Origin of the sequence: Celeribacter litoreus (assembly GCF_020165855.1) — a bacterium.
Lineage (GTDB): Bacteria > Pseudomonadota > Alphaproteobacteria > Rhodobacterales > Rhodobacteraceae > Celeribacter > Celeribacter litoreus.
The window spans coordinates 470,932-495,200 of sequence record NZ_JAIUFY010000005.1 but is presented as its reverse complement, the minus strand read 5'-3'; the positions used below and the strand labels follow the sequence as shown (position 1 = coordinate 495,200).

At 58.9% G+C, this 24,269-nt stretch carries 24 protein-coding genes; 16 read left to right on the top strand and 8 right to left on the bottom strand.

All coding sequences use genetic code 11. The features are described 5' to 3' along the window. The first annotated feature begins 57 nt into the window (after positions 1 to 57). From LA304_RS04355 to LA304_RS04320, 8 genes are all read left to right on the top strand, one after another. Positions 58 to 1,419, top strand: coding sequence for a xanthine dehydrogenase small subunit (locus LA304_RS04355; protein ID WP_224502475.1), 1,362 nt, complete (start codon positions 58 to 60; stop codon positions 1,417 to 1,419). Beyond that, positions 1,419 to 3,833: a xanthine dehydrogenase molybdopterin binding subunit gene (gene xdhB, locus LA304_RS04350; RefSeq protein ID WP_224501897.1), complete on the top strand. Its 2,415-nt coding sequence runs from the start codon at positions 1,419 to 1,421 to the stop codon at positions 3,831 to 3,833. The genes LA304_RS04355 and xdhB overlap by 1 nt, the downstream gene beginning before the upstream one ends. Then, positions 3,830 to 4,753 (top strand): xanthine dehydrogenase accessory protein XdhC, encoded by a 924-nt coding sequence (gene xdhC, locus LA304_RS04345; protein ID WP_224501896.1) that lies wholly within the window; start codon positions 3,830 to 3,832, stop codon positions 4,751 to 4,753. The genes xdhB and xdhC overlap by 4 nt, the downstream gene beginning before the upstream one ends. Further along, positions 4,750 to 6,264, top strand: a complete 1,515-nt coding sequence (locus LA304_RS04340; protein WP_224501895.1) for an ABC transporter ATP-binding protein — start codon at positions 4,750 to 4,752, stop codon at positions 6,262 to 6,264. The genes xdhC and LA304_RS04340 overlap by 4 nt, the downstream gene beginning before the upstream one ends. 42 nt (positions 6,265 to 6,306) lie before the next feature. Beyond that, complete coding sequence (locus LA304_RS04335; RefSeq protein ID WP_224501894.1) at positions 6,307 to 7,392, top strand: ABC transporter permease; 1,086 nt, start codon at positions 6,307 to 6,309, stop codon at positions 7,390 to 7,392. Between the two features lies 1 nt (position 7,393). Further along, positions 7,394 to 8,320 carry an ABC transporter permease gene (locus tag LA304_RS04330; RefSeq protein ID WP_224501893.1) on the top strand — a complete coding sequence of 309 codons (927 nt, stop codon included), beginning with the start codon at positions 7,394 to 7,396 and terminating at the stop codon, positions 8,318 to 8,320. 38 nt (positions 8,321 to 8,358) lie between these two features. Next, positions 8,359 to 9,441: a BMP family ABC transporter substrate-binding protein gene (locus LA304_RS04325; protein ID WP_224501892.1), complete on the top strand. Its 1,083-nt coding sequence runs from the start codon at positions 8,359 to 8,361 to the stop codon at positions 9,439 to 9,441. Between the two features lie 178 nt (positions 9,442 to 9,619). Further along, positions 9,620 to 9,964 carry a carboxymuconolactone decarboxylase family protein gene (locus LA304_RS04320; protein ID WP_224501891.1) on the top strand — a complete coding sequence of 115 codons (345 nt, stop codon included), beginning with the start codon at positions 9,620 to 9,622 and terminating at the stop codon, positions 9,962 to 9,964. Between the two features lie 77 nt (positions 9,965 to 10,041). Here the strand turns inward: LA304_RS04320 and LA304_RS04315 are convergent, their stop codons facing one another. Beyond that, complete coding sequence (locus LA304_RS04315) at positions 10,042 to 10,473, bottom strand: hypothetical protein (protein ID WP_224501890.1); 432 nt, start codon at positions 10,471 to 10,473, stop codon at positions 10,042 to 10,044. Positions 10,474 to 10,710: 237 nt separating this feature from the next. Between LA304_RS04315 and panC the strand changes: the two genes are divergently transcribed. The 3 genes from panC to LA304_RS04300 all read left to right on the top strand — a co-directional run bounded on the left by panC (position 10,711) and on the right by LA304_RS04300 (position 13,513). Further along, positions 10,711 to 11,559: a pantoate--beta-alanine ligase gene (gene panC, locus LA304_RS04310; protein ID WP_224501889.1), complete on the top strand. Its 849-nt coding sequence runs from the start codon at positions 10,711 to 10,713 to the stop codon at positions 11,557 to 11,559. Between the two features lie 38 nt (positions 11,560 to 11,597). Further along, positions 11,598 to 12,416: a 3-methyl-2-oxobutanoate hydroxymethyltransferase gene (panB, locus tag LA304_RS04305; RefSeq protein WP_224501888.1), complete on the top strand. Its 819-nt coding sequence runs from the start codon at positions 11,598 to 11,600 to the stop codon at positions 12,414 to 12,416. Positions 12,417 to 12,595: 179 nt separating this feature from the next. After that, complete coding sequence (locus LA304_RS04300; RefSeq protein WP_224501887.1) at positions 12,596 to 13,513, top strand: pirin family protein; 918 nt, start codon at positions 12,596 to 12,598, stop codon at positions 13,511 to 13,513. A gap of 86 nt (positions 13,514 to 13,599) precedes the next feature. Here the strand turns inward: LA304_RS04300 and LA304_RS04295 are convergent, their stop codons facing one another. Then, entirely contained in the window at positions 13,600 to 13,806 is a 207-nt protein-coding gene (locus LA304_RS04295; RefSeq protein ID WP_224501886.1) for a CsbD family protein, read from the bottom strand. Between the two features lie 242 nt (positions 13,807 to 14,048). Here LA304_RS04295 and LA304_RS04290 point away from each other — a divergent pair, with 242 nt between their 5' ends. Continuing rightward, positions 14,049 to 14,627 (top strand): hypothetical protein, encoded by a 579-nt coding sequence (locus LA304_RS04290; protein WP_224501885.1) that lies wholly within the window; start codon positions 14,049 to 14,051, stop codon positions 14,625 to 14,627. Here LA304_RS04290 and LA304_RS04285 read toward each other — a convergent pair. Beyond that, complete coding sequence (locus LA304_RS04285; RefSeq protein ID WP_224501884.1) at positions 14,568 to 15,545, bottom strand: 2-hydroxyacid dehydrogenase; 978 nt, start codon at positions 15,543 to 15,545, stop codon at positions 14,568 to 14,570. The genes LA304_RS04290 and LA304_RS04285 overlap by 60 nt on opposite strands. A 234-nt stretch (positions 15,546 to 15,779) precedes the next feature. On the opposite strand from LA304_RS04285, the gene LA304_RS04280 reads away from it, so the two are divergent. Further along, positions 15,780 to 16,241, top strand: a complete 462-nt coding sequence (locus LA304_RS04280) for an SH3 domain-containing protein (RefSeq protein ID WP_224501883.1) — start codon at positions 15,780 to 15,782, stop codon at positions 16,239 to 16,241. Between the two features lie 94 nt (positions 16,242 to 16,335). Then, entirely contained in the window at positions 16,336 to 17,214 is an 879-nt protein-coding gene (locus tag LA304_RS04275; protein WP_224501882.1) for a cation diffusion facilitator family transporter, read from the top strand. Positions 17,215 to 17,242: 28 nt separating this feature from the next. Here LA304_RS04275 and LA304_RS04270 read toward each other — a convergent pair whose 3' ends face one another. From LA304_RS04270 to LA304_RS04250, 5 genes are all read right to left on the bottom strand, one after another. Continuing rightward, complete coding sequence (locus LA304_RS04270) at positions 17,243 to 19,267, bottom strand: M3 family metallopeptidase (RefSeq protein ID WP_224501881.1); 2,025 nt, start codon at positions 19,265 to 19,267, stop codon at positions 17,243 to 17,245. 64 nt (positions 19,268 to 19,331) lie between these two features. Beyond that, the gene (moeB, locus tag LA304_RS04265) at positions 19,332 to 20,354 is read right to left on the bottom strand and encodes a molybdopterin-synthase adenylyltransferase MoeB (protein ID WP_224501880.1); all 1,023 of its coding nucleotides are present in this window, start codon (positions 20,352 to 20,354) and stop codon (positions 19,332 to 19,334) included. Next, a complete protein-coding gene (dut, locus tag LA304_RS04260) occupies positions 20,351 to 20,818 on the bottom strand; it encodes a dUTP diphosphatase (RefSeq protein ID WP_224501879.1) in 468 nt (155 codons plus the stop codon). Before dut ends, moeB begins: the two co-directional genes overlap by 4 nt. A gap of 21 nt (positions 20,819 to 20,839) precedes the next feature. Then, entirely contained in the window at positions 20,840 to 22,039 is a 1,200-nt protein-coding gene (gene coaBC / locus LA304_RS04255) for a bifunctional phosphopantothenoylcysteine decarboxylase/phosphopantothenate--cysteine ligase CoaBC (RefSeq protein WP_224501878.1), read from the bottom strand. Between the two features lie 69 nt (positions 22,040 to 22,108). Beyond that, a complete protein-coding gene (locus LA304_RS04250; protein ID WP_224501877.1) occupies positions 22,109 to 22,990 on the bottom strand; it encodes an RNA polymerase factor sigma-32 in 882 nt (293 codons plus the stop codon). Between the two features lie 120 nt (positions 22,991 to 23,110). Between LA304_RS04250 and cobU the strand changes: the two genes are divergently transcribed. Next, on the top strand, positions 23,111 to 23,644 hold the full coding sequence (gene cobU / locus LA304_RS04245) for a bifunctional adenosylcobinamide kinase/adenosylcobinamide-phosphate guanylyltransferase (protein WP_224501876.1): 534 nt from the start codon (positions 23,111 to 23,113) through the stop codon (positions 23,642 to 23,644). Further along, a complete protein-coding gene (locus LA304_RS04240; protein WP_224501875.1) occupies positions 23,641 to 24,210 on the top strand; it encodes a histidine phosphatase family protein in 570 nt (189 codons plus the stop codon). Before cobU ends, LA304_RS04240 begins: the two co-directional genes overlap by 4 nt. Positions 24,211 to 24,269 lie beyond the last annotated feature (59 nt).

Genomic DNA, 24,269 nt, shown 5'->3' with positions numbered 1-24,269 from the left:
GGCTTTCCGCCGCATCGGGCCTGTGTCGAGGGAAAAGAAAGCGGCTGGTCTGACCGTATGGAGATCACTTTTCGGCTTAACGGCGAAATCATCACAACTAATGAATCGCAGACACGCACACTCCTTGATTATCTCAGAGAGACCCGCGGACTGACGGGAACCAAGGAAGGCTGTAACGAAGGAGACTGTGGCGCCTGCACCGTCATGGTCGAAGACGTAGACGGCAAAAAACCTCTGAACGCCTGTATCCTTTTTTTGCCCCAGTTGCAGGGCAAATCGGTGACGACCGTCGAAGGCTTGGCAAAAGACGGTACGCTTCATCCGGCGCAGACGGCGATGATCGAAGAACACGGGAGCCAGTGTGGCTTTTGCACCCCCGGCATTATCATGTCGCTCGTCACCGCGCACGCGAACGGGAACAAGGCGCACAAAGATGTTCTCGCCGGAAACCTCTGCCGCTGCACAGGTTACGCGCCGATTTTGAAAGCTGCCCGCAAGATTGAGAACGCGGCCGTCCCGGACGGTTTAGACCATGTGCCGTTCGATGCGCCTTCGATCGTTGAGCGTCCGGAAACCGCCGACGAGCTGGCAGGTATTTATGCAATGCGTCCGGACGCGGTTCTGGTCGCGGGCGCCACTGACGTGGGCCTTTGGGTCACCAAACAGATGCGCGAACTGGATGAGATCATCTTCCTAAACGGCGTCTCTGACCTGAAATACATCACCGAGACCGAAGACAGCTACGAAATCGGAGCCTTGACCCCGATCGCCGATTTGGTCGGGTTGTTCAAATCTTCCTCGCCATCACTCTCCGAAATGTATCGTCGCTTTGCCTCGACGCAGGTGCGTGCAGCCGCCACCCTTGGCGGGAATATCGCCAACGGCTCCCCCATCGGGGATAGCCCGCCGCCGCTGATCGCCGCGGGCGCCTCTCTGACACTTCGCAAAGGCGAGGACCGTCGTACCATTGCGCTTGAGGACTTTTTCATTGCGTATGGCAAACAGGATCGCGGCGCATCGGAGTTTGTCGAGAGCGTCACCATTCCAAAGTCCGGCCTCAACGACCTGAAGGCCTACAAGCTTTCCAAACGGTTCGATCAGGACATCTCCGCAGTCTGCGGCGCGTTCAACATCATTGTCAAAGACGGCACCATCACCGATGCGCGGATTGCGTTTGGCGGCATGGCGGGAACACCGGCCCGCGCGAAAGCTGTCGAAGCATCGCTGATCGGACAGCCGTGGAACGAGGCGACGATTGCAGCCGCCCTGCCCGCCTTCGCGGAAGACTATCAGCCCATGACCGATATGCGCGCCTCTGCTGCCTATCGTCTTGAGGCCGCCCAAAACATGCTCCGCCGTTACTTCGCTGAAAGTCAGGGCCTCGCGACCTCGGTTCTTGATGTGAAGGAGGGCGCATAATGGCTGTTGGTTCCGCACTCCCGCACGACGCTGCGAAACTCCACGTTACCGGAGAAGCCCGCTACATCGACGACATCCCGCTTCCGGCAGGCGCGCTGCACCTTGCGTTCGGCCTCTCGACCATCGCGCATGGAACGATCACGGCGATGGATTTGGACGCTGTCCGCTCCGCGCCGGGGGTTGTCAAAGTCTTCACGGCAGAAGACTTCGGCGATCATATCCCCGATTGCTCGCCTTCTCTCGGTGACGAACCGCTTCTGACCTCCGACCTCGTGCAATACATCGGCCAGCCGATCTTCCTTGTTGTCGCAACATCTCACCACGCTGCGCGCAAGGCCGCGAAGCTCGGGAAGATCTCTTACGATGAGAAACCTGCGCTGCTCGACTATGACGCCGCGATGGAGGCCGAGAGCCGCTTTGAAGACGGCCCGCGCATCTACAGCTGCGGCGACAGTGCCACCGCCATTGCCAGCGCCCCGAATGTGATCGAGGGCACGATCGAAATGGGGGGCCAAGAACACTTCTATCTCGAAAGCCAAGCCGCTGCCTGTGCCCCACAAGAGGGCGGCGACATGATCGTCTATTCCTCGACGCAGCACCCGTCTGAAATCCAGCACAAAGTCGCTCATGCCCTGCATGTGCCGATGCACGCAGTGCGCGTGGAAACCCGTCGGATGGGCGGCGGTTTCGGCGGCAAGGAATCGCAGGGTAACTGGCTCGCCATCGCCTGCGCCATCGCAGCAAAAGAGACCGGAAAACCTTGTAAGATGCGCTACGACCGTGACGATGACATGATCATCACCGGCAAGCGCCACGACTTCCGCATTTCCTACACCTGCGGCTTTGACGAAGACGGCCGCATTCTCGGCATCGACTTCCTGCAACTGACGCGCGCGGGGTGGTCGATGGACCTGACATTGCCGGTCGCGGACCGTGCGATGCTCCACGCCGACAACGCCTATTACCTGCCAAACGCGCGGATTGAGAGTCACCGGCTCAAGATGAACACCCAGTCCAACACGGCCTATCGTGGTTTTGGTGGGCCGCAGGGCGTTCTCGGCATTGAACGCGTCGTCGATCACATCGCACACACACTCGGCAAAGACCCGATCGAAGTTCGCAAACTCAACTATTACGACGAGATGGTGGTCCCGACTGCAGGTGACGGCTTGCCAGAGGATCATGTCGTCGGCGTCGAGGGCGAACCGACCTCCTTGGGCAGCGTCGAACATACCGACGGGCACGCCGCCCAATCCGGCGGTCAGATGACACCACGCGGCAAGCTTACGCCCTACGGTCAGGAAATTGAAGATTTCGAGCTGCACAGCATGACCGCGAAGCTGCTCGAAACCTCGGACTACGTGAACCGGAAAGCGGCCATCGAAAAATGGAACACTGAGAACCCACTGATCAAAAAGGGCCTCGGCGTCTCCCCCGTCAAATTCGGGATTTCCTTCACGCTGACCCACCTCAATCAGGCGGGTGCTCTGGTCCACATCTACAATGACGGCTCGATCCACCTGAACCACGGCGGCACTGAGATGGGCCAAGGTCTGTTCCAAAAGGTCGCCCAAGTCGCCGCGCAGGAATTCGGCGTGTCGATGGACAAGGTGAAGATCACCGCGACCGACACTGCCAAAGTCCCGAACACCTCTGCGACGGCTGCGTCGTCCGGCTCCGACCTCAACGGCATGGCTGTGAAAAACGCCTGTGACCGCATCCGCACTCGCTTGGAGGTCTTTATCCTCGACCGCTTCGGCGACAGTGATGTGACCTGGTCCGAGGGGCGCGTGAAGTTCGGCAGCCACGATATGTCGTTCGAAGAGCTCGTGAGCCTCGCCTACATGAACCGCGTGTCGCTCTCGTCTACGGGCTTCTACAAGACGCCGAAGATTGAGTGGGACCGGATCGCGGGCAAAGGACGTCCGTTCTTCTACTTCGCTCACGGGATCGCCATCACCGAGGTCGCGCTCGACACGCTCACCGGCGAAAACCGTATCCTGCGCACTGACATCCTGCACGACGCAGGCGCGTCCCTGAACCCAGCGCTCGACAAGGGGCAGATTGAGGGTGGTTTCATCCAAGGCGCCGGTTGGCTCACGACCGAGGAACTCTGGTGGGATGAGAAAGGCGTGTTGAAAACGCACGCCCCGTCGACCTACAAAATCCCCGCATGCTCCGATGCGCCCGACGTATTCAACGTCGATCTCTGGGATGGCCGCAACCGCGAGGACACGATTTACCGCTCCAAAGCGGTCGGCGAACCGCCCTTCATGCTCGGGATTTCCGCCTTCCTCGCACTGTCTGACGCCTGCGCGGCCTGCGGTCCGGCCTACCCTGCCCTGAATGCACCCGCGACGCCCGAGGAATGTCTCGCGGCGATCAAACGCGCACGCGGAGCCGCAAAAGCATGAGTTTCGACCGCAAAGCCCTCGCCTCGGCAATTGAGCAGCACAGCACAGTCGCGCGTGTTGTTGTCGCAGAAGTCCAAGGCTCCGCCCCACGTGAGGTCGGCGCCTCCATGCTCGTGTGGCAGACGGAGAGCGGCTTAGGGCAGTCCGGCACCATCGGTGGTGGCACGTTGGAGTTTGAGGCCGCAAAAGCCGCCTTCACCGCTCCACGGCTTCAGCGCCTCCCTCTTGGTCCTGCAATGGGTCAATGCTGCGGCGGGGCTGTCACGCTCCTGACCGAAGTGTTCGAAACCGCAGACATGGTTCCCGAAGACCTCTTCGCCCGTGGCCCGGGAGACATGCCCTTCGCCGTCAAAAAGGCACTGGCAGACGCGCGTGCCAAAGGTGTGGTTGCGCCGAAACTCTACGGCGACTGGATGGTCGAACCGATCACCCGTGCGTCCCGCCCGCTTTGGGTCTGGGGCGCAGGCCATGTCGGGCGGGCTATCGTCGGAACGCTCGCGCCTCTGCCGGAGTTCGACATCACTTGGGTCGACACCTCGGCGGACCGCTTCCCCGAGATCATTCCCGAGGGCGTGACGCCACTGAGTGCGGCGCACCCCGAAGATGCGGTCAAATATGCGCCAACAGATGCAGAGCATCTGATCCTGACCTTTTCCCATACTCTCGATCTCGAGTTGTGCCACCGTCTCTTGGACCACGGCTTCTCCTTTGCTGGTCTCATTGGCTCACGTACGAAATGGGCGCGGTTCCGGTCCCGCCTCACGGCGCTCGGACACACGAATACAGACATCAGCCGGATCACCTGCCCGATTGGTGCGCCTGAACTCGGCAAACATCCGCAGGCAATCGCAATTGGCGTCAGCGCCCAACTGATTTCGCGAGACATTCACACCCTTCAAGAGCAGGAGCGAATAGCGTGACAGCACTATTGAAACTTGAGGGGCTCACCCGAGAATACCCCGGCGTGCGCGCGAATGATGACGTTAGCTTCTCCATCGGCGCGGGCGAGGTGCATGCCCTTCTCGGTGAAAACGGCGCTGGGAAATCGACGCTCGTCAAAATGATCTACGGTTTGGAAAAGCCGGACGCGGGCCGCATGGAACTCCGTGGCGAGCCCTACGCGCCCGTGAACCCGCAAGCCGCACGCGCCGCTGGTGTCGCGATGGTATTCCAGCATTTCTCGCTGTTCGAAGCTCTCACTGTGGCCGAAAACGTCGCGCTCGGCATGGAAAACCCGCCGAAGATGGGTGAACTCGCAAAGTCTATTCGCGACGTCTCCGAGACCTACGGGCTTCCGCTCGATCCGGACCGCATTGTTGGCGACCTGTCTGCGGGCGAACGTCAGCGGGTAGAGATCATTCGATGCCTGCTCCAAGATCCGAAGCTGTTGATCATGGACGAGCCAACATCAGTGCTCACGCCGCAGGAGGTGGAAATCCTCTTCAAAACCCTGCGCAAGCTTCAGTCCGAAGGCACGTCCATCCTCTACATCTCACACAAGCTCGAAGAAATCCGCGCGCTGTGTGACGGGGCCACCATCCTGCGCCTTGGCAAGGTCGTTGGCGAATGCGACCCCAAAACGACCACCGCCCGCGATATGGCGGAAATGATGGTCGGGCAGACGCTCCACGTTCCGACGCGCGAGGCGGGCGAAGCCGGAGAGGTTTTGCTAAAAGTCGAGAACTTGAGCATGGCCTCCTCAAACCCGTTCGGAACGACGCTGAAAAACGTGTCCCTTACGCTACGCGCGGGTGAAATCCTCGGGGTTGGCGGCGTTGCAGGCAACGGGCAGGACGAGCTGTTGTCGGTGCTCTCTGGCGAAGCAAAAACGGCCAAAGGCTCGGTCACCTTCCTTGGTGCGGACATTAGCAACCTCGGCCCGAACGCCCGTCGCAAGATCGGCGTCTTGGCCGCACCGGAAGAACGTCTCGGTCACGCAGCCGCTCCGAACATGAGCCTCACGGAGAACGCGGTTTTGACCGCCACAATCCGCAAGAAGCTCAGCAAGAACAATTTCGTCAACTGGCGCGCCGCCGAAGGGTTCGCGAAGGACGTGATCTCGACTTTCGACGTGCGCACCCCAGGGCCGGCCTCAGCCGCACGATCCTTGTCTGGCGGCAACTTGCAGAAATTCGTGATCGGTCGCGAGGTGATGCAGGACCCGAAGGTCCTTGTGGTGAACCAGCCGACATGGGGCGTGGATGCCTCTGCCGCCGCCGCCATTCGTCAGGCCCTCATGGACCTCGCCGCTCAGGGCGCAGGTCTGATCGTCATTTCTCAGGACCTCGACGAGTTGATGGAAATCTCCGACCACTTCGCCGCCCTGAACGAAGGACGCCTGACTGCACCGCGTCCGGCTCTCGGCCTCACTGTGGACGAGATCGGCCTGATGATGGGCGGTGCACACGATATGGAGGTGGCAGATGTCTAACACCTTCAACGCAACAGACACGACGACGGGACAGGTTTATCAATGATCAAGTTTATCAAACGCCCGCAGCCGTCGAAATTTTGGACGCTTGCGACCCCACTGTTGGCGGTCATTCTCACCATGATCCTCGGCGGCCTGTTGTTCGCCGCCATGGGCAAAGATCCGTTCGAGGCGATCCGCACCATTTTCTGGGATCCGCTCTTCAACCCGCAGTTCGCGGGTTACTCACGTCCACAACTCCTCGTGAAAGCCGGTCCACTCATCCTGATCGCTATCGGCCTCTCGCTCGGCTTCAAGGCCGGCATCTGGAACATCGGGGCCGAAGGGCAATACATCATGGGTGCGCTCACGGGCGCAGCGGTGGGCCTCGCGCTCTATCCGCTTGAAGCATGGTGGATCTTCCCGCTTATGATTATTGCAGGCGCGATTGGCGGCTTCGTCTGGGCCATGATCCCCGCCATTCTCAAGACGCGGTTCAACACGAACGAAATTCTCGTCTCGCTCATGCTCGTCTATGTGGCCGAACAAATCCTCGCATCCGCAGCCCTAGGAGCGCTCCGGAATCCAGAAGGAAACGGCTTCCCGGGCTCTCGGAACCTGAGCCAGATTGAGTGGATGTCGAACCCGGAACTTATCTCGGGAACTGGTGCTCACTGGGGCGTCATTGCGGCGCTTGGTGCGGTTGTGGCAACCTATGTTCTTCTCAACAAACACATGCTCGGTTTCCAAATCCGTCTGACGGGTGAGAGCCCGCGTGCAGCGCGATTTGCGGGTGTGAAAGACAAATTGCTCGTCATGTTCTGTCTCGGTGCGGCTGGTGCGCTCGCAGGCCTTGCCGGTCTATTCGAGGTCACGGGTCCAGCGGGTCAAATCTCCATCGACTTCGGCTCTGGCTACGGGTTCACCGCGATCATTGTGGCCTTCCTCGGCCGCCTGCATCCGGTCGGTATTCTACTCGCTGGCCTCTTGCTCGCGCTCACATTTATTGGCGGCGAGTTGGCCCAGTTCATGCTCGGCCTGCCCTCCTCCGCCATTCAGGTGTTCCAAGGGATGCTCCTGATGACGCTCCTCGCGATGGACATCGTCGTGAACTACCGCCTGACACTCGTGAAGAAAGAGGTCGCGTAACATGGATTTTGGTTCGATTAATCCCGTCATCCTGCTGGCCTCCCTCATGGTGGCCTCGACCCCGATACTTCTTGCCGCGCTCGGCGAAATGGTCACGGAAAAATCCGGTGTTCTAAACCTCGGCGTAGAAGGCATGATGATCTTCGGCGCGGTCTGCGGATTTATCGCGGCGGTCGAGAGCCAGTCTCCGGCCATCGGGTTCCTTGTCGCCGCCATCGGCGGCGCGGCGCTGTCCATGCTGTTCGGCGTGTTGACGCAGATTTTCCTGACCACGCAGGTGCCAGCAGGTCTCGCGCTCACGCTCTTCGGAACCGGTCTCGCGTCGCTTCTCGGGCAGAACTATCAGGGCATTTCTCCGCCGCGGATGCCGGAAATGCACATCCCGCTGCTTAAGGATATCCCGTTCCTCGGCCCCATCCTGTTTGAACACGACGCCATCGTCTACCTGTCGATCCTCGCGGTCTTCGCTGTCTGGGCGTTTCTCAAATTCACCCGTGCGGGCCTCGTGCTCCGCGCCGTCGGTGAAAACCACGCTGCGGCCCACGCTCTCGGCTACAAGGTCAAACTCGTCCGCTTTGCCGCCATCGGCTTTGGTGGCGCGATGGCGGGTCTTGGCGGGGCCTACATCAGCCTCGTGCGCGTGCCACAGTGGACCGACGGGATCACCGCCGGCATCGGCTGGATCGCTCTCGCCATCGTTGTGTTTGCGAGCTGGAAAGCTGGTCGCATCCTGATCGGTGCATACCTCTTCGGCGGGATCACGGTCCTGCAGCTCAACCTTCAGGCCGCTGGCGCAAAAGTTCCTGTCGAGCTTTTGTCCATGTCGCCTTTCCTTGCGACCATTCTGGTCCTTGTCGTTATTTCCGCACGACGTCATGGTGCGTCCAACGCACCGGCAATGCTCGGGCGGATTTTCCACACCTCGTGACGTTCGCGAGGCTTTGTTTCCAAAAGGGGAGATTATTTATGAAACGTAGAACTCTGCTGACCGCTGCCGCGGCATCCGCGCTCGCACTCGGTGCGGCAATGCCGTCCTTTGCGCAAGATCCGGTCAAAGTCGGCTTCATCTATGTGGGCCCGCGCAACGATGGCGGCTGGTCCCAGCACCACCACGAAGCTGCTGTCGATATGGCAGAGCACTTCGGCGATGCGGTTGAGCTCGTCGAGCAGGAAACAGTGCCGGAAGGTGCAGACGCAGAACGCGTCATGACACAGATGGCTCTGTCCGGCGTGGACATCATTTTTGCGACGTCCTTCGGCTACATGGATCCGGTCATCAACGTTGCCTCCAAATTCCCGAACGTGAAATTCGAGCATGCGACGGGCTACAAAACCGCTGAGAACGTAGGCGTCTATTCCGCACGCTTCTACGAAGGCCGCGCTGTTGAGGGCTACCTCGCAGGCAACGTGACCGAGAGCAACAAAATCGGCTACATCGGCTCCTTCCCGATCCCCGAAGTTATTCGCGGCATCAACTCCTCCTTCCACCACGCCAAACTGGTGAACCCGGATGTTGAAATGTCTGTCGTTTGGCTCAACACCTGGTTCGATCCGGCAAAAGAAGCTGACGCTGCTCAGGCTCTGATCGACAACGGCATCGACGTTGTGCTTCAGCACACCGACTCCACCGCGCCGCAGATCACCGCGCAGAAGGCTGGCAACGTCTACACCTTCGGTCAGGCCGCTGACATGGCTGAATTCGGCCCGATGCCGCGCATTTCCTCCATCATCGACCTTTGGGCGCCCTACTACATCGAGCGAGTTCAGGCGGTTATCGATGGCACTTGGGAATCCGACAACACCTGGGACGGTATCGGTGCAGGTATGGTCGGCATCGGCGAGATTTCTTCCGCAGTTCCAGCCGACGTCAAAGCCGGTGCAGAAGCTCTGCGTGACGGTATCGCGGCTGGCGAAATCCACCCGTTCACCGGCCCGATCAACAAGCAGGACGGCTCCGTCTGGCTTGCTGAAGGCGAAGTCGCTGACGATGGTACCCTGGCTGGCATGAACTTCTACATCGAAGGCATCACTGGCGAGATTCCGCAGTAAGTCGTCCAGACCGATCTACGGTTAGGAACGAGGCCCGTGCATTCGCGCACGGGCCTTTTTCATTGGGCAACCGCACATATATGCGAGATGTGAAATATGTTTGATGCTGATCAAAGCAGCCCCTCCGACCGCGTGCAATTCAACCCTCAAAGAACACGCGAACCAGGAGACCCCAATCATGAAATGGGCCGAAAAAAACGAAGACATGCGTAACGCGCTGCGCGCACTCAACAAAGCCAACCGCAATATCCCCGCAGGCTTCGGCGCAATGTCGAAAGCAGCGATGGAAGGCGAACATCTCGATGCAAAAACCAAAGAGTTTGTTGCCCTCGCAATCGCCATCGGTGTGCGCTGTGAGCCCTGCGTCGGGTTCCACGTAGAAGCTCTCATGAAACAAGGCGGCACTCGCGATGAACTCGCGGAGATGCTCGCAATGACCGTGCAAATGGGCGGCGGCCCCACACTCATGTATGCCGCGAAAGCATTGGAAGCTTGGGACGAATTCGAGGCGAATGCGGATTGATCCAGCCACCAGTCAAAATGGAACAGGCGCCCGTTACAGGGCGCCTGTTCTGATTTTTGAAGCCTTTCGCAGCGCGTTTACCCACGCGACACAGAACAGACCTTGCCACCGTCAGGTTTGCGGCTGCACTTCATTTCTAGCGGCGCTTCCTCTTTTTCACCAAACAACCAGACGCTGACTTTTTCGAAGAAGTGGGAAATCTTCTCGCCGATTGTCGCATCTTCCGGCAGCACATCTTCGTCAACAATCACAGCCGCCTCGGCAGCTTCTTCTTCCTCGGCCCCTTCGAATGGCACAATTTCGAATACGCGTGCCTCTGAACCCTGCGGCGGTGCCGCGATACGTTCGGTCGACAGAGCAGGCGTGTCGTCTTTCCCCATGAGATCGTATGTTTCCATACCTCTTACATTATCAGCGACAGCCTTCATCACACTGGTCTGCGCGCCCGAATATTGGACGTAAACAAGAGCTGAAATCGTCAGGCCAACTATGAACCCGACCAAACTCATGGTTTTTCCAAACGTCCCCATGGATACCCTCTCCCGGAATCAAAAATTAGTTTTCACTGACTTTAACAGAACAAATCTGGCATGGGCATGGCACGGGGAAAAAACGCAACCATTTTTCCGCCCGCTGTTCGCGGTGTTAAAATCGTGGCTGCTTGCTCCACCGGCACGCAATTTGTAAGTTCCGCCCAAAGAACCGATCTGCGCGCCTGCATAAAGCACATTTTTGAGGACCCTTCCGTGAAAATCTGTCGAACCAAAAAAGACATCCGCGACACCGTTCGCGCGTTTCAGGCCGAAGGGCTCACCGTGGGCCTTGTCCCGACGATGGGATATCTTCACGACGGGCATATGACGCTTGTCCGGACAGCGAAAGCGAATGCGGATCGTGTCATTGCTTCAATCTTCGTGAACCCGACCCAATTCGGTGATGCCGCTGATCTGGACGCCTACCCGCGTGACGAGGCCCGCGATTTCGCCCTCCTGGAAGCGGAAGGCGTCGACGCTGTGTTCTGTCCCTCCGTCGAGGAGATGTATCATCCACAAAAGCAGACCACCGTTCTGACCGAGGATCTCGACAAGGTTCTGATGGGCGCACTGCGCCCCGGCCATTTCAAGGGCGTCTGCACGGTTGTGTCGAAACTCTTCAACATCACGGGCGCGGACAAGGCGTTCTTTGGTGAGAAAGATTACCAACAGCTTCTCGTCATAAAGACCATGGTGCGCGATCTCGACATTCCCGTCGAAGTAACAGGCGTCCCAACAGTTCGCGAGGTGGATGGACTGGCCATGTCGTCGCGAAATGTGCGCCTGACGCCCGAGGACCGCAAAGCCGCTCTTATTCTGAACAAAGCACTGGCCTACGCCGATTATGAGGCTTCCGACGGACGCACCGCAGTCGAGTTGGAGGAGCAAATCCGCGCCTTCATCGCCCGTGAACCGCGCGCGCAGTTAGAGAGCGTCGATGTGCGTGACGCAGCGACACTCGAAACCGTGGACGGAAAGATCGCCGGACCGGTGGTAATCCTTCTGGCCGCACGTTTCGGCGATGTGCTACTGATCGACCAACGCGTCGCCGATCCGAGTTGATATCAGGATCACCGCCCCGCGACCGAGGAGGAAAACCCATGTCGAGCCAAACCGAAACCATCCGCCGTGTCACCGTGCCGCAAATCCGCGCCCGCAAGGGCGGAGAGCCGATTGTGTCGCTGACGGCCTACCACGCCCACACTGCGGCCATTGCCGAGAAATACTGTGACTTCCTACTCGTGGGCGACAGCCTCGGGATGGTGATGCATGGCATGGAGAGCACCGTTGGTGTGCCTTTGGACCTGATGATCATGCACGGAAAAGCCGTGGTGCGCGGAACCAAACGTGCGCTTGTTGTGGTGGATATGCCTTTCGGATCCTATGAGGAAAGCCCGTCTCAGGCCTTCCGCAATGCTGCGAAGATCATGAAAGAGACCCAGTGTCAGGCCGTCAAACTCGAAGGCGGCGCGCGCATGGCCGAGACGATCAAGTTCCTGTCGGAGCGTGGCATTCCTGTGATGGCCCACATCGGCCTAACTCCGCAATCCACGAACATCATGGGCGGGTTCAAGACGCAGGGCCGTGACGAAGACGATTGGCAGTTCCACATCGACGACGCTCTCGCCGTAACCGAGGCAGGCGCCTTCGCGCTCGTCGTTGAAGGGGTTGTCGAACCGCTCGCTGACAAGATCACAAAAGCCGTCGACATTCCCACCATCGGGATTGGCGCGTCGAAAACCTGCGACGGGCAAATCCTCGTGATGGAGGACATGCTCGGTCTGAACGACTGGGTGCCGAAGTTTGTGAAGAAATTCGGCAAGGTCGGTGAAGCGATCGAAGAGGCCATTGCGGACTATGCGGAAGACGTTAAATCCCGCGCCTTCCCGACAGCGGACAATGTCTACAACACCAAATGATTTCAGGGCGCCTTCGGGCGCCCTTCTTCGTGTGGTATGCTCTTCATGAGCTGCTCTGATCTTTGAGCAGACAGGGGCACCCTTGCGCGCAGGCGCACAGAACCCGTTCAGGCGTCGCTCTTTACGCAGAGGGGGCAATCCCCACATCATAGGGCAACAGCACATACGAGGAGTCACCCATGACATTCCGTCCCGTTAAATCCACGTCCGAAGGCCAATACACACTCGAAGGTGCCGGTGTGCACCTGTATCGCGCCTTTGGTTTCCACAAGCCACGCGAATTCGATCCGTTCCTGTTGTTTGACGATTTCCGCAACGACGATCCTGCGAAGTTCGAAAAGGGCTTTCCGTGGCATCCCCACCGCGGCATTGAGACAATCACCTACGTGCTCGACGGCGAAGTCGAGCATGGAGACAGTCTTGGCAACAAGGGTGTCCTCGGCGCAGGGTCCGTCCAGTGGATGACCGCAGGTTCCGGCATCATGCATCAGGAAATGCCACGCGGGAATATGAACGGTCAAATGCACGGTTTCCAGCTCTGGGCCAACCTGCCCTCGAGCCTGAAAATGACGACGCCGCGCTATCAGGACATCCGAGCCAGCGACATTCCGGAAATCATCGACGACGATGGCACGAAGGTAAAGATCGTCACAGGGAGCTTCTGGGGTAAACGCGGGCCGGTGGACGGCATTGCGGCCGATCCAACTTACCTCGACATTTCCGTACCGCCGAACACGCGCAAGGTCCTGCCGGTCGACACCTATGCCAACACCTTTGCCTACATCTTTGCTGGGTCGGCCTCTTTCCGTGATGCGTCGCAACCCTACGGTGTCCGCGTCGAAAAAGAAGTGAATGGCGAAGAGATCAACATCCGCGACATGTCGGGCAACCGCACGCTCGTGAATTTCGACACGGGAAATGAGATCGTCGTGAACTCCGGTCCGGAGGGCGTGCGTTTCTTGCTCATCTCCGGCCAGCCAATTCAGGAACCGGTCGCATGGCACGGTCCGATCGTTATGAACACGCGCGAAGAGCTGTTTCAGGCGATGCAGGATCTCAACAACGGCACGTTCATCAAAGATCAACGCGACCACTAAACGTAAAAAGCGCCCCGCGAGGGGCGCTTTGCGCATCTCGTCACATCTTTCTGACAGGGAGCTGTGCGTGCCGAAAGTCGCGCTGCTCAGATGGCAGCGACTCTTTCCTTCCAGCTTGAAACCTCCATCCGTGCTTCTCCCGGCGTTTTGCCGTAGGCTTTCGCCACAAGTTGCACGAGACGATCTCGGTCTCCCTCGACTTCGTCGAGGTCAGCTTCGGTCAATTCAGACCATTCCTGTTTCGCTTTGCTTTTGAAGCGAAACCATTTTCCTTCAATCGCAGTCCAGCGCATGTTCACTCCTTTTGGGCCTCTTACATGTGGTCAACGAACGACCTCGAAAATGGTTCCATCACCTCCAAAAGCAAGCGCATCCAAACGCTCTGTCTTTTTTCTCTTTTTTGATATATACTTAATCATCTCCTCCCGAGATGCGCATCAGGCTGGACGGGTCCTAGCAGGATTTTTCTGATGCGCGACATATCGCACTAAAGGGGACTGACGATATCGCAGATACCGTCAGTAAGGGGGGAAAAATGAAATACACGAAAATTAAGATCTTCACGAGAGCGGTGGCTATCACCGTCATGCTCATGAATGTGGCAGCGCTTTATGCGGCCCTTCCACCAGAGCGTTCGATGAAACCAAAGGCTGATGTTCTCGTCGTTCGCAATGACTTAGGGGGCAACGTCGTGAGCCGCGTTGAAAAACTGCGAGAGCTGAGCAGCAAAGAAACGAAAGTGATGCTGCTAGGCCCGTATTGCCTCTCGAGTTGCACTCTCTATCTCGCAATGGAGGAGGTTTGTGTCGCACCGAAAGCGCACTTTGGCTTCCATGCACCCGAACCGGCATATGGCCAAAAACTTACTGAAGAAGAACTCGACGAGTGGTCGGTCTACATTTCGAATTTCTATCCGCCTGAGGTTAAGGCGTGGTATCTCAAAAAAGCACGGTATCAGCATGGCGCACCGCTGATGCTGAGTGGTTCCACCCTCATTTCGTTCGGCGTGGAAAATTGCGATGACTGGCCAGCTCCACCGCGCGCCGAGATGCCCTCAGGGGAGGACCATATCGGGGGGGCTTACTCCGTCAGCGAAGTTACAGATATTCAATAGAACACGCTCGCCCATCTCTCTGCGGCCCTCGACCGTCGCAGAGCCCATATGCGGCAGGAGGACCACATTCGGCAGATCGCGCAAACGCGGGTTGATCTGGTGTCCGCGCTCGAACACATCGAGCCCAGCACCACCGATTTCCCCTGCCCGAAGACCACGGGTTAACGCGTTCTCGTCGACCACTTCGCCCCGAGAGGTATTCACGATGACGGACGTCGGCTTCATCAACTTGAGGCGACGCGCATTGATCAGGTGATAGGTGGCCGGCGTGTGCGGAGTATTGATCGAAAGGATATCAATCCGCGACAGCATCTGATCGAGGCTCTCGAACCAGGTGATGCCCAAGTCCGCCTCCGTCTCTTCGTGGAGACGGCGGCGATTGTTGTAGAGGACGTTCAACCCGAAGGCGCGCGCGCGCCGCGCAACAGCCTGTCCGATCCGCCCCATCCCCAAAATACCGAGTGTTTTTCCGTTCACACGCTGCCCGAGAAACGCCGTCGGTGCCCAGCCGGTCCAATCGCCGCGCTGCATGAGCTGATCTCCCTCCGGCATCCGCCGCATTACTGCGAGCATGAGCGCGATCGCCATATCCGCCGTATCTTCGGCCACAACCCCCGGCGTGTTGGAGACCTGAATACCTCGGGCACGCGCAGCGGCGATGTCGATATGCTCAATCCCAACTCCGTAGTTCGCGATGAGTTTGAGCCGCCCACCAGCCTCTGAGATCATATCGGCGTCGATTTGGTCGGTGATACATGGCACAAGGACATCGGCCTTTTGCATCGCTGCAATCAGATCCGCCCGATCGAGTTTCTTGTCCTCCGCGTTCAGCTCCACGTCGAAGAGCTCCTGCATCCGCGTCTCGACCTCGCGCGGCAAAGCTCGCGTGATCACAACCTTGAGCCGTTTGCGCTCCATGCCACTCCCTCTCGCATTTTTCAGTGCCATATTTGCAAACCCGATTGCATAGGAGCAAGCCGTAAAGGATACTTGGCACAGGTCTTCGACATATAAATCAATCACGGAGACCAGCAGGCGACTTCGAGCAGATCAAGGTTGGAAATGGTGAGACGTGTTCTTCGAGCGGCCCGAGGAGGCCTGAAGCATCTTTGCGCCCTGAGCGCGGGGCTTGCACTAGGCGCATCCCTCCTGATGAGCGCATCTGCCCAAGAGACCACATCGCCTGCGCGCGGGCCGGTCACGAATCTCCCCCTGCCTCGCTACGTCTCTCTCAAAGCGAGTGAGGCGAACATCCGACGCGGCCCGTCCCTCTCGCACAGAATCGACTGGGTGTTCACGAGACCGGGCTACCCGCTCGAAGTGATTGCCGAGTTCGGTCACTGGCGTCGCGTTCGGGATATCGACGCGGCCACCGGATGGGTTCACTTCTCCCTGATTTCTGGGGTGCGTACCGCCCTCGTCACTGAAGAGACCATCGACCTGTTTTCGCGCGCGGACACGACCTCGCGCCTCGTTGCGCAGGCGGAGCAAAACGCCATCCTGCGTGTGCTCGAATGCGACATCTCATGGTGCCGCGTGAGCGCCGAAGGCTACAAAGGCTGGGTGCTCAAATCGGGCATCTGGGGCGTCCGCTCTGATGAAATACTCGAATAACCGAGCTGTTTCATTTTTTGCATAGTCGGTTTGCAGGCGGAGATTTGACATGCAAACGGTAGACGTCAATCCACTGAGCGGGTAATCCGCAAATATGCGCGACACTCATCTAAACCTTTCTGCGGGCATTGCTTCCGTCTCGGTCGCCCTGATCTTGGTGATTGCCAAAATCTGGGCTGTTTCCCTGACAGGGTCGATGTCGATTGCAGCCTCCCTCGCGGATAGCGTCATGGATTTGCTCGTCGCCTCGGGCGGCCTCATGGCAATCTGGTATGCGTCTCGGCCACCGGATGACGACCATGCGTTCGGCCATACCTCTGCCGAAGACCTTGCAGCCCTCGCACAATCCGCCTTTCTGATCGTCTCGGCCGGCGTAATCAGCGTCACTTCGGTCCGACGCCTCTTCTCCCCCGCTGCGCCCGAGATTGCGTCTGAAGGGGTCGGCATTGGCGTTATGGTTCTATCTATTGTCCTGACTGTGGCGCTAGTTCTGTGGCAGCGACATGTTTCGGGTAAGACGGGCTCCAAAGTCGTCGCGGCCGACAGCCTGCACTATCTCGGCGACCTCATTCCGAACCTCGGCGCAATTCTCGCGCTGTTCGCCTCGACCGCGTTCGGATGGAACCAGCTCGACAGTGTCGTGGCCTTGGGTGCAGCAGCCATCCTCGTCATAGGCGCGATCAACATCGGCAAATCGGCGTGGGACGCGCTCATGGACCGCGCGGCTCCGGACGAGATTGTGGAGATGGTCGAGCGGATGGCAAAAACGCAGGACGGTGTTTACGCCTACCACGACCTCAAGACACGGATGGCGGGCGCAAAGCCGTTCATCAACATCCACATCGAGGTGAACGGGGATCAAACCCTGCGTGAGGCGCATGCGATCTCTGCAGACCTCAAACGGCGCATTCTCGCAGAATATCCAATCGCCGATGTGATCATCCATAAGGATGTTGCAGGCGAGGCGGACTAACCGCCTCCCCCGGTTTCACAGAGAGCATTCACTCTGCCGCGAGCAACCCGCGGCCTTTGAGCAGAGCCTCAACACCCGGCATCCGGCCACGGAAGGCTGTATAGAGCAACTCTGCGTCTTCGGACCCGCCTTTCGACAGGATGTTCTCCTCGAGACGTTTCGCCATCTCGGGATTGAACGCGTCGGTCTCTTCGAATGCCTCGAACGCATCCGCATCCATCACTTCGGACCACATGTAGCTGTAGTAACCAGAGCTGTAGCCGTCGCCCGAGAAGACATGCGCAAAATGCGGCGTCGCATGGCGCATGGTGATGGCGCGCGGCATCCCGAGACGGGAGAGCGTCTCTGCCTGAGCTGCCATCGGATCAGCGGGCGCATCCCCGTCATGGAAATCCAGATCGACAAGCGCGGAGGCCACGTATTCTACCGTCGCGAACCCTTGGTCATAGGTCTGAGCCGCGAGGAGACGTTCAAGCATATCTTTCGGCATCGGCTCACCTGTTTCGGCGTGGACGGCGAACTCTTCGAGGACGGCTGGAACCTCCAGCCAGTGTTCATATAGCTGGGACGGCAATTCGACGAAATCGCGCGCAACTGATGTGCCGGAAATCGACTCATAGGTCACGTCAGAGAGCATCTGATGAAGGGCGTGGCCGAATTCGTGGAACAACGTGCGCGCATCATCATAGGACAGCAAAGCGGCCTCTCCATCCGACGGTTTGGCAAAGTTACACACGTTTAGGACAATCGGGCGAATGTCACCACTGAGCTTCTGTTGGCTCCGCATCGCTGTGCACCATGCGCCGGAGCGTTTGGAGCCGCGTGCGAAATAGTCACCGATGAAGACCGCGATGTGCTCGCCTCCACGGGTCACATTCCACGCCCGCGCGTCGGGGTGGTAGGTCGTCACATCCAGTGGCTCGAACTCCAGCCCGAACAGGCGGTTGGCGCAGGTGAACGACGCTTCGATCATCTTTTCAAGTTGGAGATAGGGCTTCAGCTCCGCCTCATCGAGGTCATGCTCAGCCTTGCGGCGGATCGCCGAATAGTAGCGCCAGTCCCACGGCTCCAACTCGCCATTGATCCCGTCCTCCGCCATCATACCGGCGAGTATCTCTGCATCCTTTTCCGCAGCGGTTTTAGCAGGCTCCCAAACGCGCATCAGAAGATCACGCACCGCATCCGGCGTCTTCGCCATCTCGGTCTCGAGCTTGTAGGCAGCGAAACTTTCATAGCCCAAGAGCTTTGCCCGCTCTTCGCGGAGTTTCAGGATTTCGGCGGCAATCGCACGGTTGTCATTCTCATTGCCGTTCTCGCCACGGGCCGCCCATGCCTTGAACGCCTTTTCACGCAGATCGCGACGGGGAGAGAACTGGAGGAAGGGAACGATCAAGGAGCGGGACAGCGTGACAACAGGACCTGCCGCGCCCTTTTCTTTTCCTGCCGCGCGGGCGGCATCGATGACGAACTGGGGCAGGCCTTCGAGGTCCTCTTCCGCAAGATCCATGAACCACGCACGCTCATCGGCCAAAAGGTTCTGGGTGAACTCGGTCCCGAGGCTCGCAAGGCGGGATTTGATCGCGGCCATGCGGTCTTTTTCTTCGCCTTCAAGTTTCGCCCCCGACCGGACAAAGGATCGGTAGGTGAGCATGAGAACGCGCTCTTGCTCGTCCGTCAGGCTAAGTGTGTCACGGCTTTCCCATAGCGTTTCGATCCGCGCGAAGAGTGCTTTGTTCGCCGTGATTTCCGAAGAGTAGGCCGACAGCATCGGAGAGAATTCCCGCATGAGCGCATCGCGCGCGTCATTCGTATCCGCGCCAGCCATCCCGTAGAACGCGCCGAGCACTTTGGACAGGAGGGCATCCGCCCCTTCCATCGCCTCAATGGTGTTCTCGAAAGTCGGGGCCTCGGGGGCGTTTGCAATGGCCTTGATCGCCGCGAGGCCAGCCTCAATCGCGGCCTCAACTGCAGGCTTGGCATCCTCATCACGGAGCGCCTCGAAGGGCGGCAGATTGAAGGGGGTTTCCCACTCGGACAGGTAAGCGTTTGTCATGCATGTCTCCTTTGAGAGACAAGCTATGGCGCGCCCGAGGGAAGGAAAAGAGGCCGTCGCGCTTTTATGATCCGCAAACCGGACAATCGTGGCGCTTTTTAATCTTGATGGTGCGCGTCTCGGCATAGAGCGCGTCGTAGATCATCAGCCGCCCCATGAGGCCCTGCCCTGCGCCGGTGATTTCCTTGAGCGCTTCCATCGCCATCATCGTCCCCAAGACGCCCGGAAGTGGCGCGGCAACGCCCGCCTCCGCACAGGTCGGCACCATGCCCGGTGCGGGGCGTTCAGGGAACACACACTCATAACAGGGGCCACCCTCATGGGCCTTATAAGTACTGATCTGGCCTTCCCACTGGGTGATCGCGGCAGAGATCAGCGGCTTACCTTTCGCCACACAGGCAGCGTTCACGAGGTAGCGGGTGTCGAAATTGTCGGTGCCGTCGAGGATCAGATCGTAGTCATCCAACAGGTCCACTGTCTCCGCATCAAACGTTCGGTGATAAGGGCGCACCTTGACGTAGGGGTTCTGTGCCGTCATCGCATCCATGGCCGAAAACACCTTGGGCCGCCCGATGTCCTCGTCGCGGTGGATAACCTGCCGCTGGAGGTTCGTGATCTCGACCACATCCGGATCGATCACCCCGATCGTGCCGACGCCAGACGCCGCGAGGTACTCGAGCACAGGCGCGCCAAGGCCACCCGCGCCGATGACTAGAACCTTCGCCTCTTTGAGCTTCTTCTGCCCAGGCCCGCCGATTTCACGCAGCAGGATGTGCCGCATGTTGCGCGTGATTTCCATGTCGGGGGCTGCGGGAGCCCTAGGTTCACTCTTTGTGACACGAGCTTTCAACGCGCGAAGCCCAAACCGATACCCGATCACGATGACCGCAAAGCCGCCGAGGAGCAGCCACTCACCCAAAGAGGCACCAAGCGTCAATTGGATCGGATGACCAACCGGCAGCACCGCTTTGGCGAGCACCACAGCAAGATAGAGAACCCCGATCATCGCCCATCGTGCCCGCGTCGGCGCGCCGGTCACCCAGCCGATCCCCCAGAGCACTGCCGCGATGATCAGAAAAAGCGTCATTTGCGCCCCGTCGACCCGAATCCACCTGTCCCGCGCGCGGTATCAGACAAGTCTTTGACCGTCTCGAAACGTCCCTGCACCACAGGCGCGACAACGAGTTGGCCGATACGTTCGCCGTGGGTCACGTGAAACGGCTCTGCGCCGTGATTGATCAGAATGACCCCAACCGGACCGCGGTAATCCGCGTCAATCGTCCCGGGCGTGTTCACGAGAGAGATCCCATATTTCAGCGCAAGGCCGGAGCGCGGGCGCACTTGCACTTCGTAACCCTCCGGAATTTCCATCGCAAACCCCGTCGGGATAAGCGCGCGCATGCCGGGTTCGAGCATTACACCGCTCTCACGTTTCTCAGGCGGGAAGTTCGCACGAACATCAGCCCCCGCGGCATGGGCGGTTTCATAAGACGGCAGGGCGATCTCTTGATCCGCTTCAGGGAGCCATTGGATTTTGATTTGGATGGTCATGAAATTGGCCTCAGAAAAGGGTCATACCTGTGTCAGGTGATCGGCAATGCGGTGAGCGAGTTGGCGGGCGACTTCTTCTTTGCCCATGCGTGGCCATTCATCCGCGCCACGCTCCGTGATCAGAACAACCGCGTTCTCCGACCCGCCCATGATGCCGGTCGATGGTGACACGTCATTGGCCACGATCCAGTCGCAGCCCTTGCGTTTGCGCTTCGCCGTCGCGTGGGAGATGACATCATCCGTCTCAGCCGCAAAGCCGACGACCAAGGTCGGACGCCCCTGCTCCATCTGGCTCACACCAGCAAGAATGTCGGGATTTTCTGCGAAGGTCAGAACGGGCAATTCACCCTTCACCTTTTTGATCTTCGAGCCGCTCTCCGAGGCAACGCGCCAATCTGCAACAGCGGCAGCAAAAACAGCGGCATCGCAGGGCAATGCGGCCTCGACGGCATCTTTCATCTCTTTCGCGGTCTCAACAGGGATGACCTTTACCCCGCGCGGAGGCGGCACATCGGCGGGACCCGTGACAAAGCTCACAGTCGCACCGAGATCACGAAGTGCTTTTGCAATCGCAGTCCCCTGCGCACCGGAAGAGCGGTTCGCGATATAGCGGACCGGATCAATGGGTTCATGCGTCGGGCCGGAGGTGACGAGGATATGTTTGCCCTTAAGCGGGCCGTCGGTGAGCACCGCGCGAATTGCGCCGATGATATCCGGCGTTTCCGAGAGGCGACCGGGGCCGAACTCGCCACACGCCATCATGCCCTTTTCGGGACCGACGAAATGAATACCGTCTGCTGCTAACTGAGCCACGTTCCGCTGGCAGGCGGGATGTTCCCACATGCGCACGTTCATCGCGGGCGCGGCAAGAACGGGCGTGTCAGTTGCCATAAGGAGCGTGGAGGCGAGATCGTTGGCCAATCCGTTGGCCATTTTCCCGAGCAAGTCAGCGGTGGCGGGAGACACAACGACGAGATCGGCGGCACGGGACAGTTCGATATGGCCCATCTCGGCCTCGTCTGTGAGATCGAATAGATCGCGGTAAACTTTTTCGGCTGCAAGCGCAGACACGGACAGCGGCGTCACAAACTCTTCGGCAGCTTTCGTGAGCACAGGGATCACGCGCACACCTTCTTCGCGAAGCCGCCGGATCAGGTCTAGCGATTTAAAGGCCGCGATGCCGCCGCCAATGATCAGTAGAATGGTCTTACCGTTAAGCATCGAGCGCCCTGCTCCTCTTACCCATCAGGTCGGACAAGGTGTAGGGCGCTGCCCTCCTGAACTCAAGTGTCAGTTCAGGAGCAGGCTCAGAGCCTCACCGTGACGGGACAGGGTGGTCCGCATTTTTTGGAAGGCAGCGGCCTCGAGCTGACGCACACGTTCTTTGGAGAGGGACAGTTCCTCGCCAAGGCTCTCAAGCGTCCGCGGCTCATCGGCCAGTTTGCGTTCGCGGAGGATAAATTTCTCGCGGTCGGTCAGTTCATCCATCGCATCGTGGAGCCAGACTTTAAGCTGCATCTGGTCATGTGCCTCACCGACCATCTCTGCCGTCGTCTCGCCCTCATCCGCGAGTGTCTCGATCCATTCACGGCCCTCTTCGTCACCCGACTGCTGCGCATTGAGGGAGAAATCGGAACCGGAAAGACGCCCGTCCATCATCTCAACATCACGCAACGGAACGCCTAGGTCTGTCGCAACGAGCTGCAGGAGTTGATCACGGTCGAGTTTTTGACCCTGCGCGAGAGCTTCACGCTCAAGTCGGGCCTGTACACGACGCATATTGAAGAAGAGGGATTTTTGGGAAGAGGTCGAACCGGTGCGAACGAGAGACCAGTTGCGCATCACGTAGTCCTGAACACTCGCCTTGATCCACCAAACGGCGTAGGTCGAAAAACGCACTCCGCGATCAGGATCAAACTTCTCTGCGGCTTTCATGAGGCCCAGTCCGGCCTCTTGGATAAGATCGGGCATCGGCGCGCCGTACCGTTTGAATTTGGCTGCCATCGAAATTGCGAGGCGCATGTAGGCGGTGACTAGCCTGTGCAAAGCGGCTTCGTCCCGATGATCTCTCCAAGCGCGTGCGAGTTCCAGTTCCGTCTCTGCATCGAGCATCTCCGCCTTCATTGCCTTGCGCGGTAGTGCGTTCTCTAATGCAGCTCCATCAAGTGCCATGCGTCCGATCTCCAGATTTTTTCTTGCCGTTCAGCTTCCCTGTCGGCAACCGTTTGCGCCGCGTGGCGCGTCCTGTTACCGCTACTGTAACGCAGCAACCTCCGATTTGGTTTCACGATCATGTGCAAAAAATTCACCCTTGTGCTTGGCGGCGCCTCGTCGGGCAAATCCGACATTTCTGAAAAGTTATGCATTTACAGCAACTTGAACCTAACATACCTAGCGTCCGCCGAGGTCTACGACGAAGAAATGCGCACAAAGGTTGAGCAGCATCGCACAAAGCGGGACGCGAATTGGCGCACAATCGAGGAACCTTTGCGCGCCGACGCGGTTATTCGCGCCGCCCAAGCCGACGAGGTTCTCCTGTTCGACTGCGCGAGTCTCTGGCTCACCAATCACCTGCTCGCGGATCACGCGCTTGACGAAGAAACTGATCAACTGATTGCTGCGATCCAGGCAACACCCGCGGAAATCGTAGTCGTCTCGAACGAGGTCGGTCTCGGGATTGTGCCCGACAATGCCCTCGCCCGTCGGTTTCGCATCGCGCAGGGCCAACTCAACAGGCGCCTCGCGAGTGAGGCCGACTGCGTTATCGGCGTTATGGCTGGTCTCCCCTTCGCGCTCAAAGGCGCTCTGCCGGAGGGTCTTGCATGAGCCGTCTCTGGCTCATCCGTCACGGGCCGACGCATGCAAAATCTTTCGTCGGTTGGACCGATCTGCCGGCCGACTTGTCGGATCACGCCGCGATTGCGCGGCTCGAAGGGGCCCTGCCGATCGTGCCTGTCATCTCCTCCGACCTGACCCGCGCCATCGACACTGCAAGCGCTGTTCAGGCCAACCGCCCCCGCCTCGCCCATGACCACCGTCTGCGGGAGATCAACTTCGGCGACTGGGAGGGCTTGGAGTGGCCCGCCATTGAGGCGAACCATAGCGATCTTGCACGCGCGGTGTTTGAAACGCCGGGGGACACGGCTCCGCCGAATGGTGAGAGCTGGAACGCATTTTCAGCGCGCGTGCACGAGAGCGTTCTGACGCTCAAGGGTGAAACTGTGATTGTCGCGCATATGGGCGTCATTCTGGCCCTGCTGCAAAAGGCACTCGGCGTGTCCGCCTATGAGGCAATGAGCCACAAAATCGACCCACTCTCCTGCACGATTATTGAGTGCCCTGGCGGGGTGAGCGGGCATGGGTCCGTCGCGCAGTTAAATCACAAATATTGATATGATTTACATCAAATATTAATTTTGGTGATTTCAAAAACTCCGATAGTCTCAGCTCA

Bases quoted from the DNA above. Each gene is read 5' to 3' on its own strand.
- xdhB (WP_224501897.1), top strand. From the start codon at position 1,419: ATGGCTGTTGGTTCCGCACTCCCGCACGACGCTGCGAAACTCCACGTT.
- LA304_RS04250 (WP_224501877.1), bottom strand. From the start codon at position 22,990: ATGGCACTTGATGGAGCTGCATTAGAGAACGCACTACCGCGCAAGGCA.
- LA304_RS04355 (WP_224502475.1), top strand. From the start codon at position 58: ATGGAGATCACTTTTCGGCTTAACGGCGAAATCATCACAACTAATGAA.
- xdhC (WP_224501896.1), top strand. From the start codon at position 3,830: ATGAGTTTCGACCGCAAAGCCCTCGCCTCGGCAATTGAGCAGCACAGC.
- LA304_RS04325 (WP_224501892.1), top strand. From the start codon at position 8,359: ATGAAACGTAGAACTCTGCTGACCGCTGCCGCGGCATCCGCGCTCGCA.
- dut (WP_224501879.1), bottom strand. From the start codon at position 20,818: ATGACCATCCAAATCAAAATCCAATGGCTCCCTGAAGCGGATCAAGAG.
- LA304_RS04330 (WP_224501893.1), top strand. From the start codon at position 7,394: ATGGATTTTGGTTCGATTAATCCCGTCATCCTGCTGGCCTCCCTCATG.
- LA304_RS04300 (WP_224501887.1), top strand. From the start codon at position 12,596: ATGACATTCCGTCCCGTTAAATCCACGTCCGAAGGCCAATACACACTC.
- coaBC (WP_224501878.1), bottom strand. From the start codon at position 22,039: ATGCTTAACGGTAAGACCATTCTACTGATCATTGGCGGCGGCATCGCG.
- LA304_RS04315 (WP_224501890.1), bottom strand. From the start codon at position 10,473: ATGAGTTTGGTCGGGTTCATAGTTGGCCTGACGATTTCAGCTCTTGTT.
- LA304_RS04320 (WP_224501891.1), top strand. From the start codon at position 9,620: ATGAAATGGGCCGAAAAAAACGAAGACATGCGTAACGCGCTGCGCGCA.
- LA304_RS04290 (WP_224501885.1), top strand. From the start codon at position 14,049: ATGAAATACACGAAAATTAAGATCTTCACGAGAGCGGTGGCTATCACC.
- LA304_RS04285 (WP_224501884.1), bottom strand. From the start codon at position 15,545: ATGGAGCGCAAACGGCTCAAGGTTGTGATCACGCGAGCTTTGCCGCGC.
- LA304_RS04295 (WP_224501886.1), bottom strand. From the start codon at position 13,806: ATGCGCTGGACTGCGATTGAAGGAAAATGGTTTCGCTTCAAAAGCAAA.
- moeB (WP_224501880.1), bottom strand. From the start codon at position 20,354: ATGACGCTTTTTCTGATCATCGCGGCAGTGCTCTGGGGGATCGGCTGG.
- LA304_RS04275 (WP_224501882.1), top strand. From the start codon at position 16,336: ATGCGCGACACTCATCTAAACCTTTCTGCGGGCATTGCTTCCGTCTCG.
- panB (WP_224501888.1), top strand. From the start codon at position 11,598: ATGTCGAGCCAAACCGAAACCATCCGCCGTGTCACCGTGCCGCAAATC.
- LA304_RS04335 (WP_224501894.1), top strand. From the start codon at position 6,307: ATGATCAAGTTTATCAAACGCCCGCAGCCGTCGAAATTTTGGACGCTT.
- LA304_RS04240 (WP_224501875.1), top strand. From the start codon at position 23,641: ATGAGCCGTCTCTGGCTCATCCGTCACGGGCCGACGCATGCAAAATCT.
- LA304_RS04270 (WP_224501881.1), bottom strand. From the start codon at position 19,267: ATGACAAACGCTTACCTGTCCGAGTGGGAAACCCCCTTCAATCTGCCG.
- cobU (WP_224501876.1), top strand. From the start codon at position 23,111: ATGTGCAAAAAATTCACCCTTGTGCTTGGCGGCGCCTCGTCGGGCAAA.
- LA304_RS04280 (WP_224501883.1), top strand. From the start codon at position 15,780: ATGAGCGCATCTGCCCAAGAGACCACATCGCCTGCGCGCGGGCCGGTC.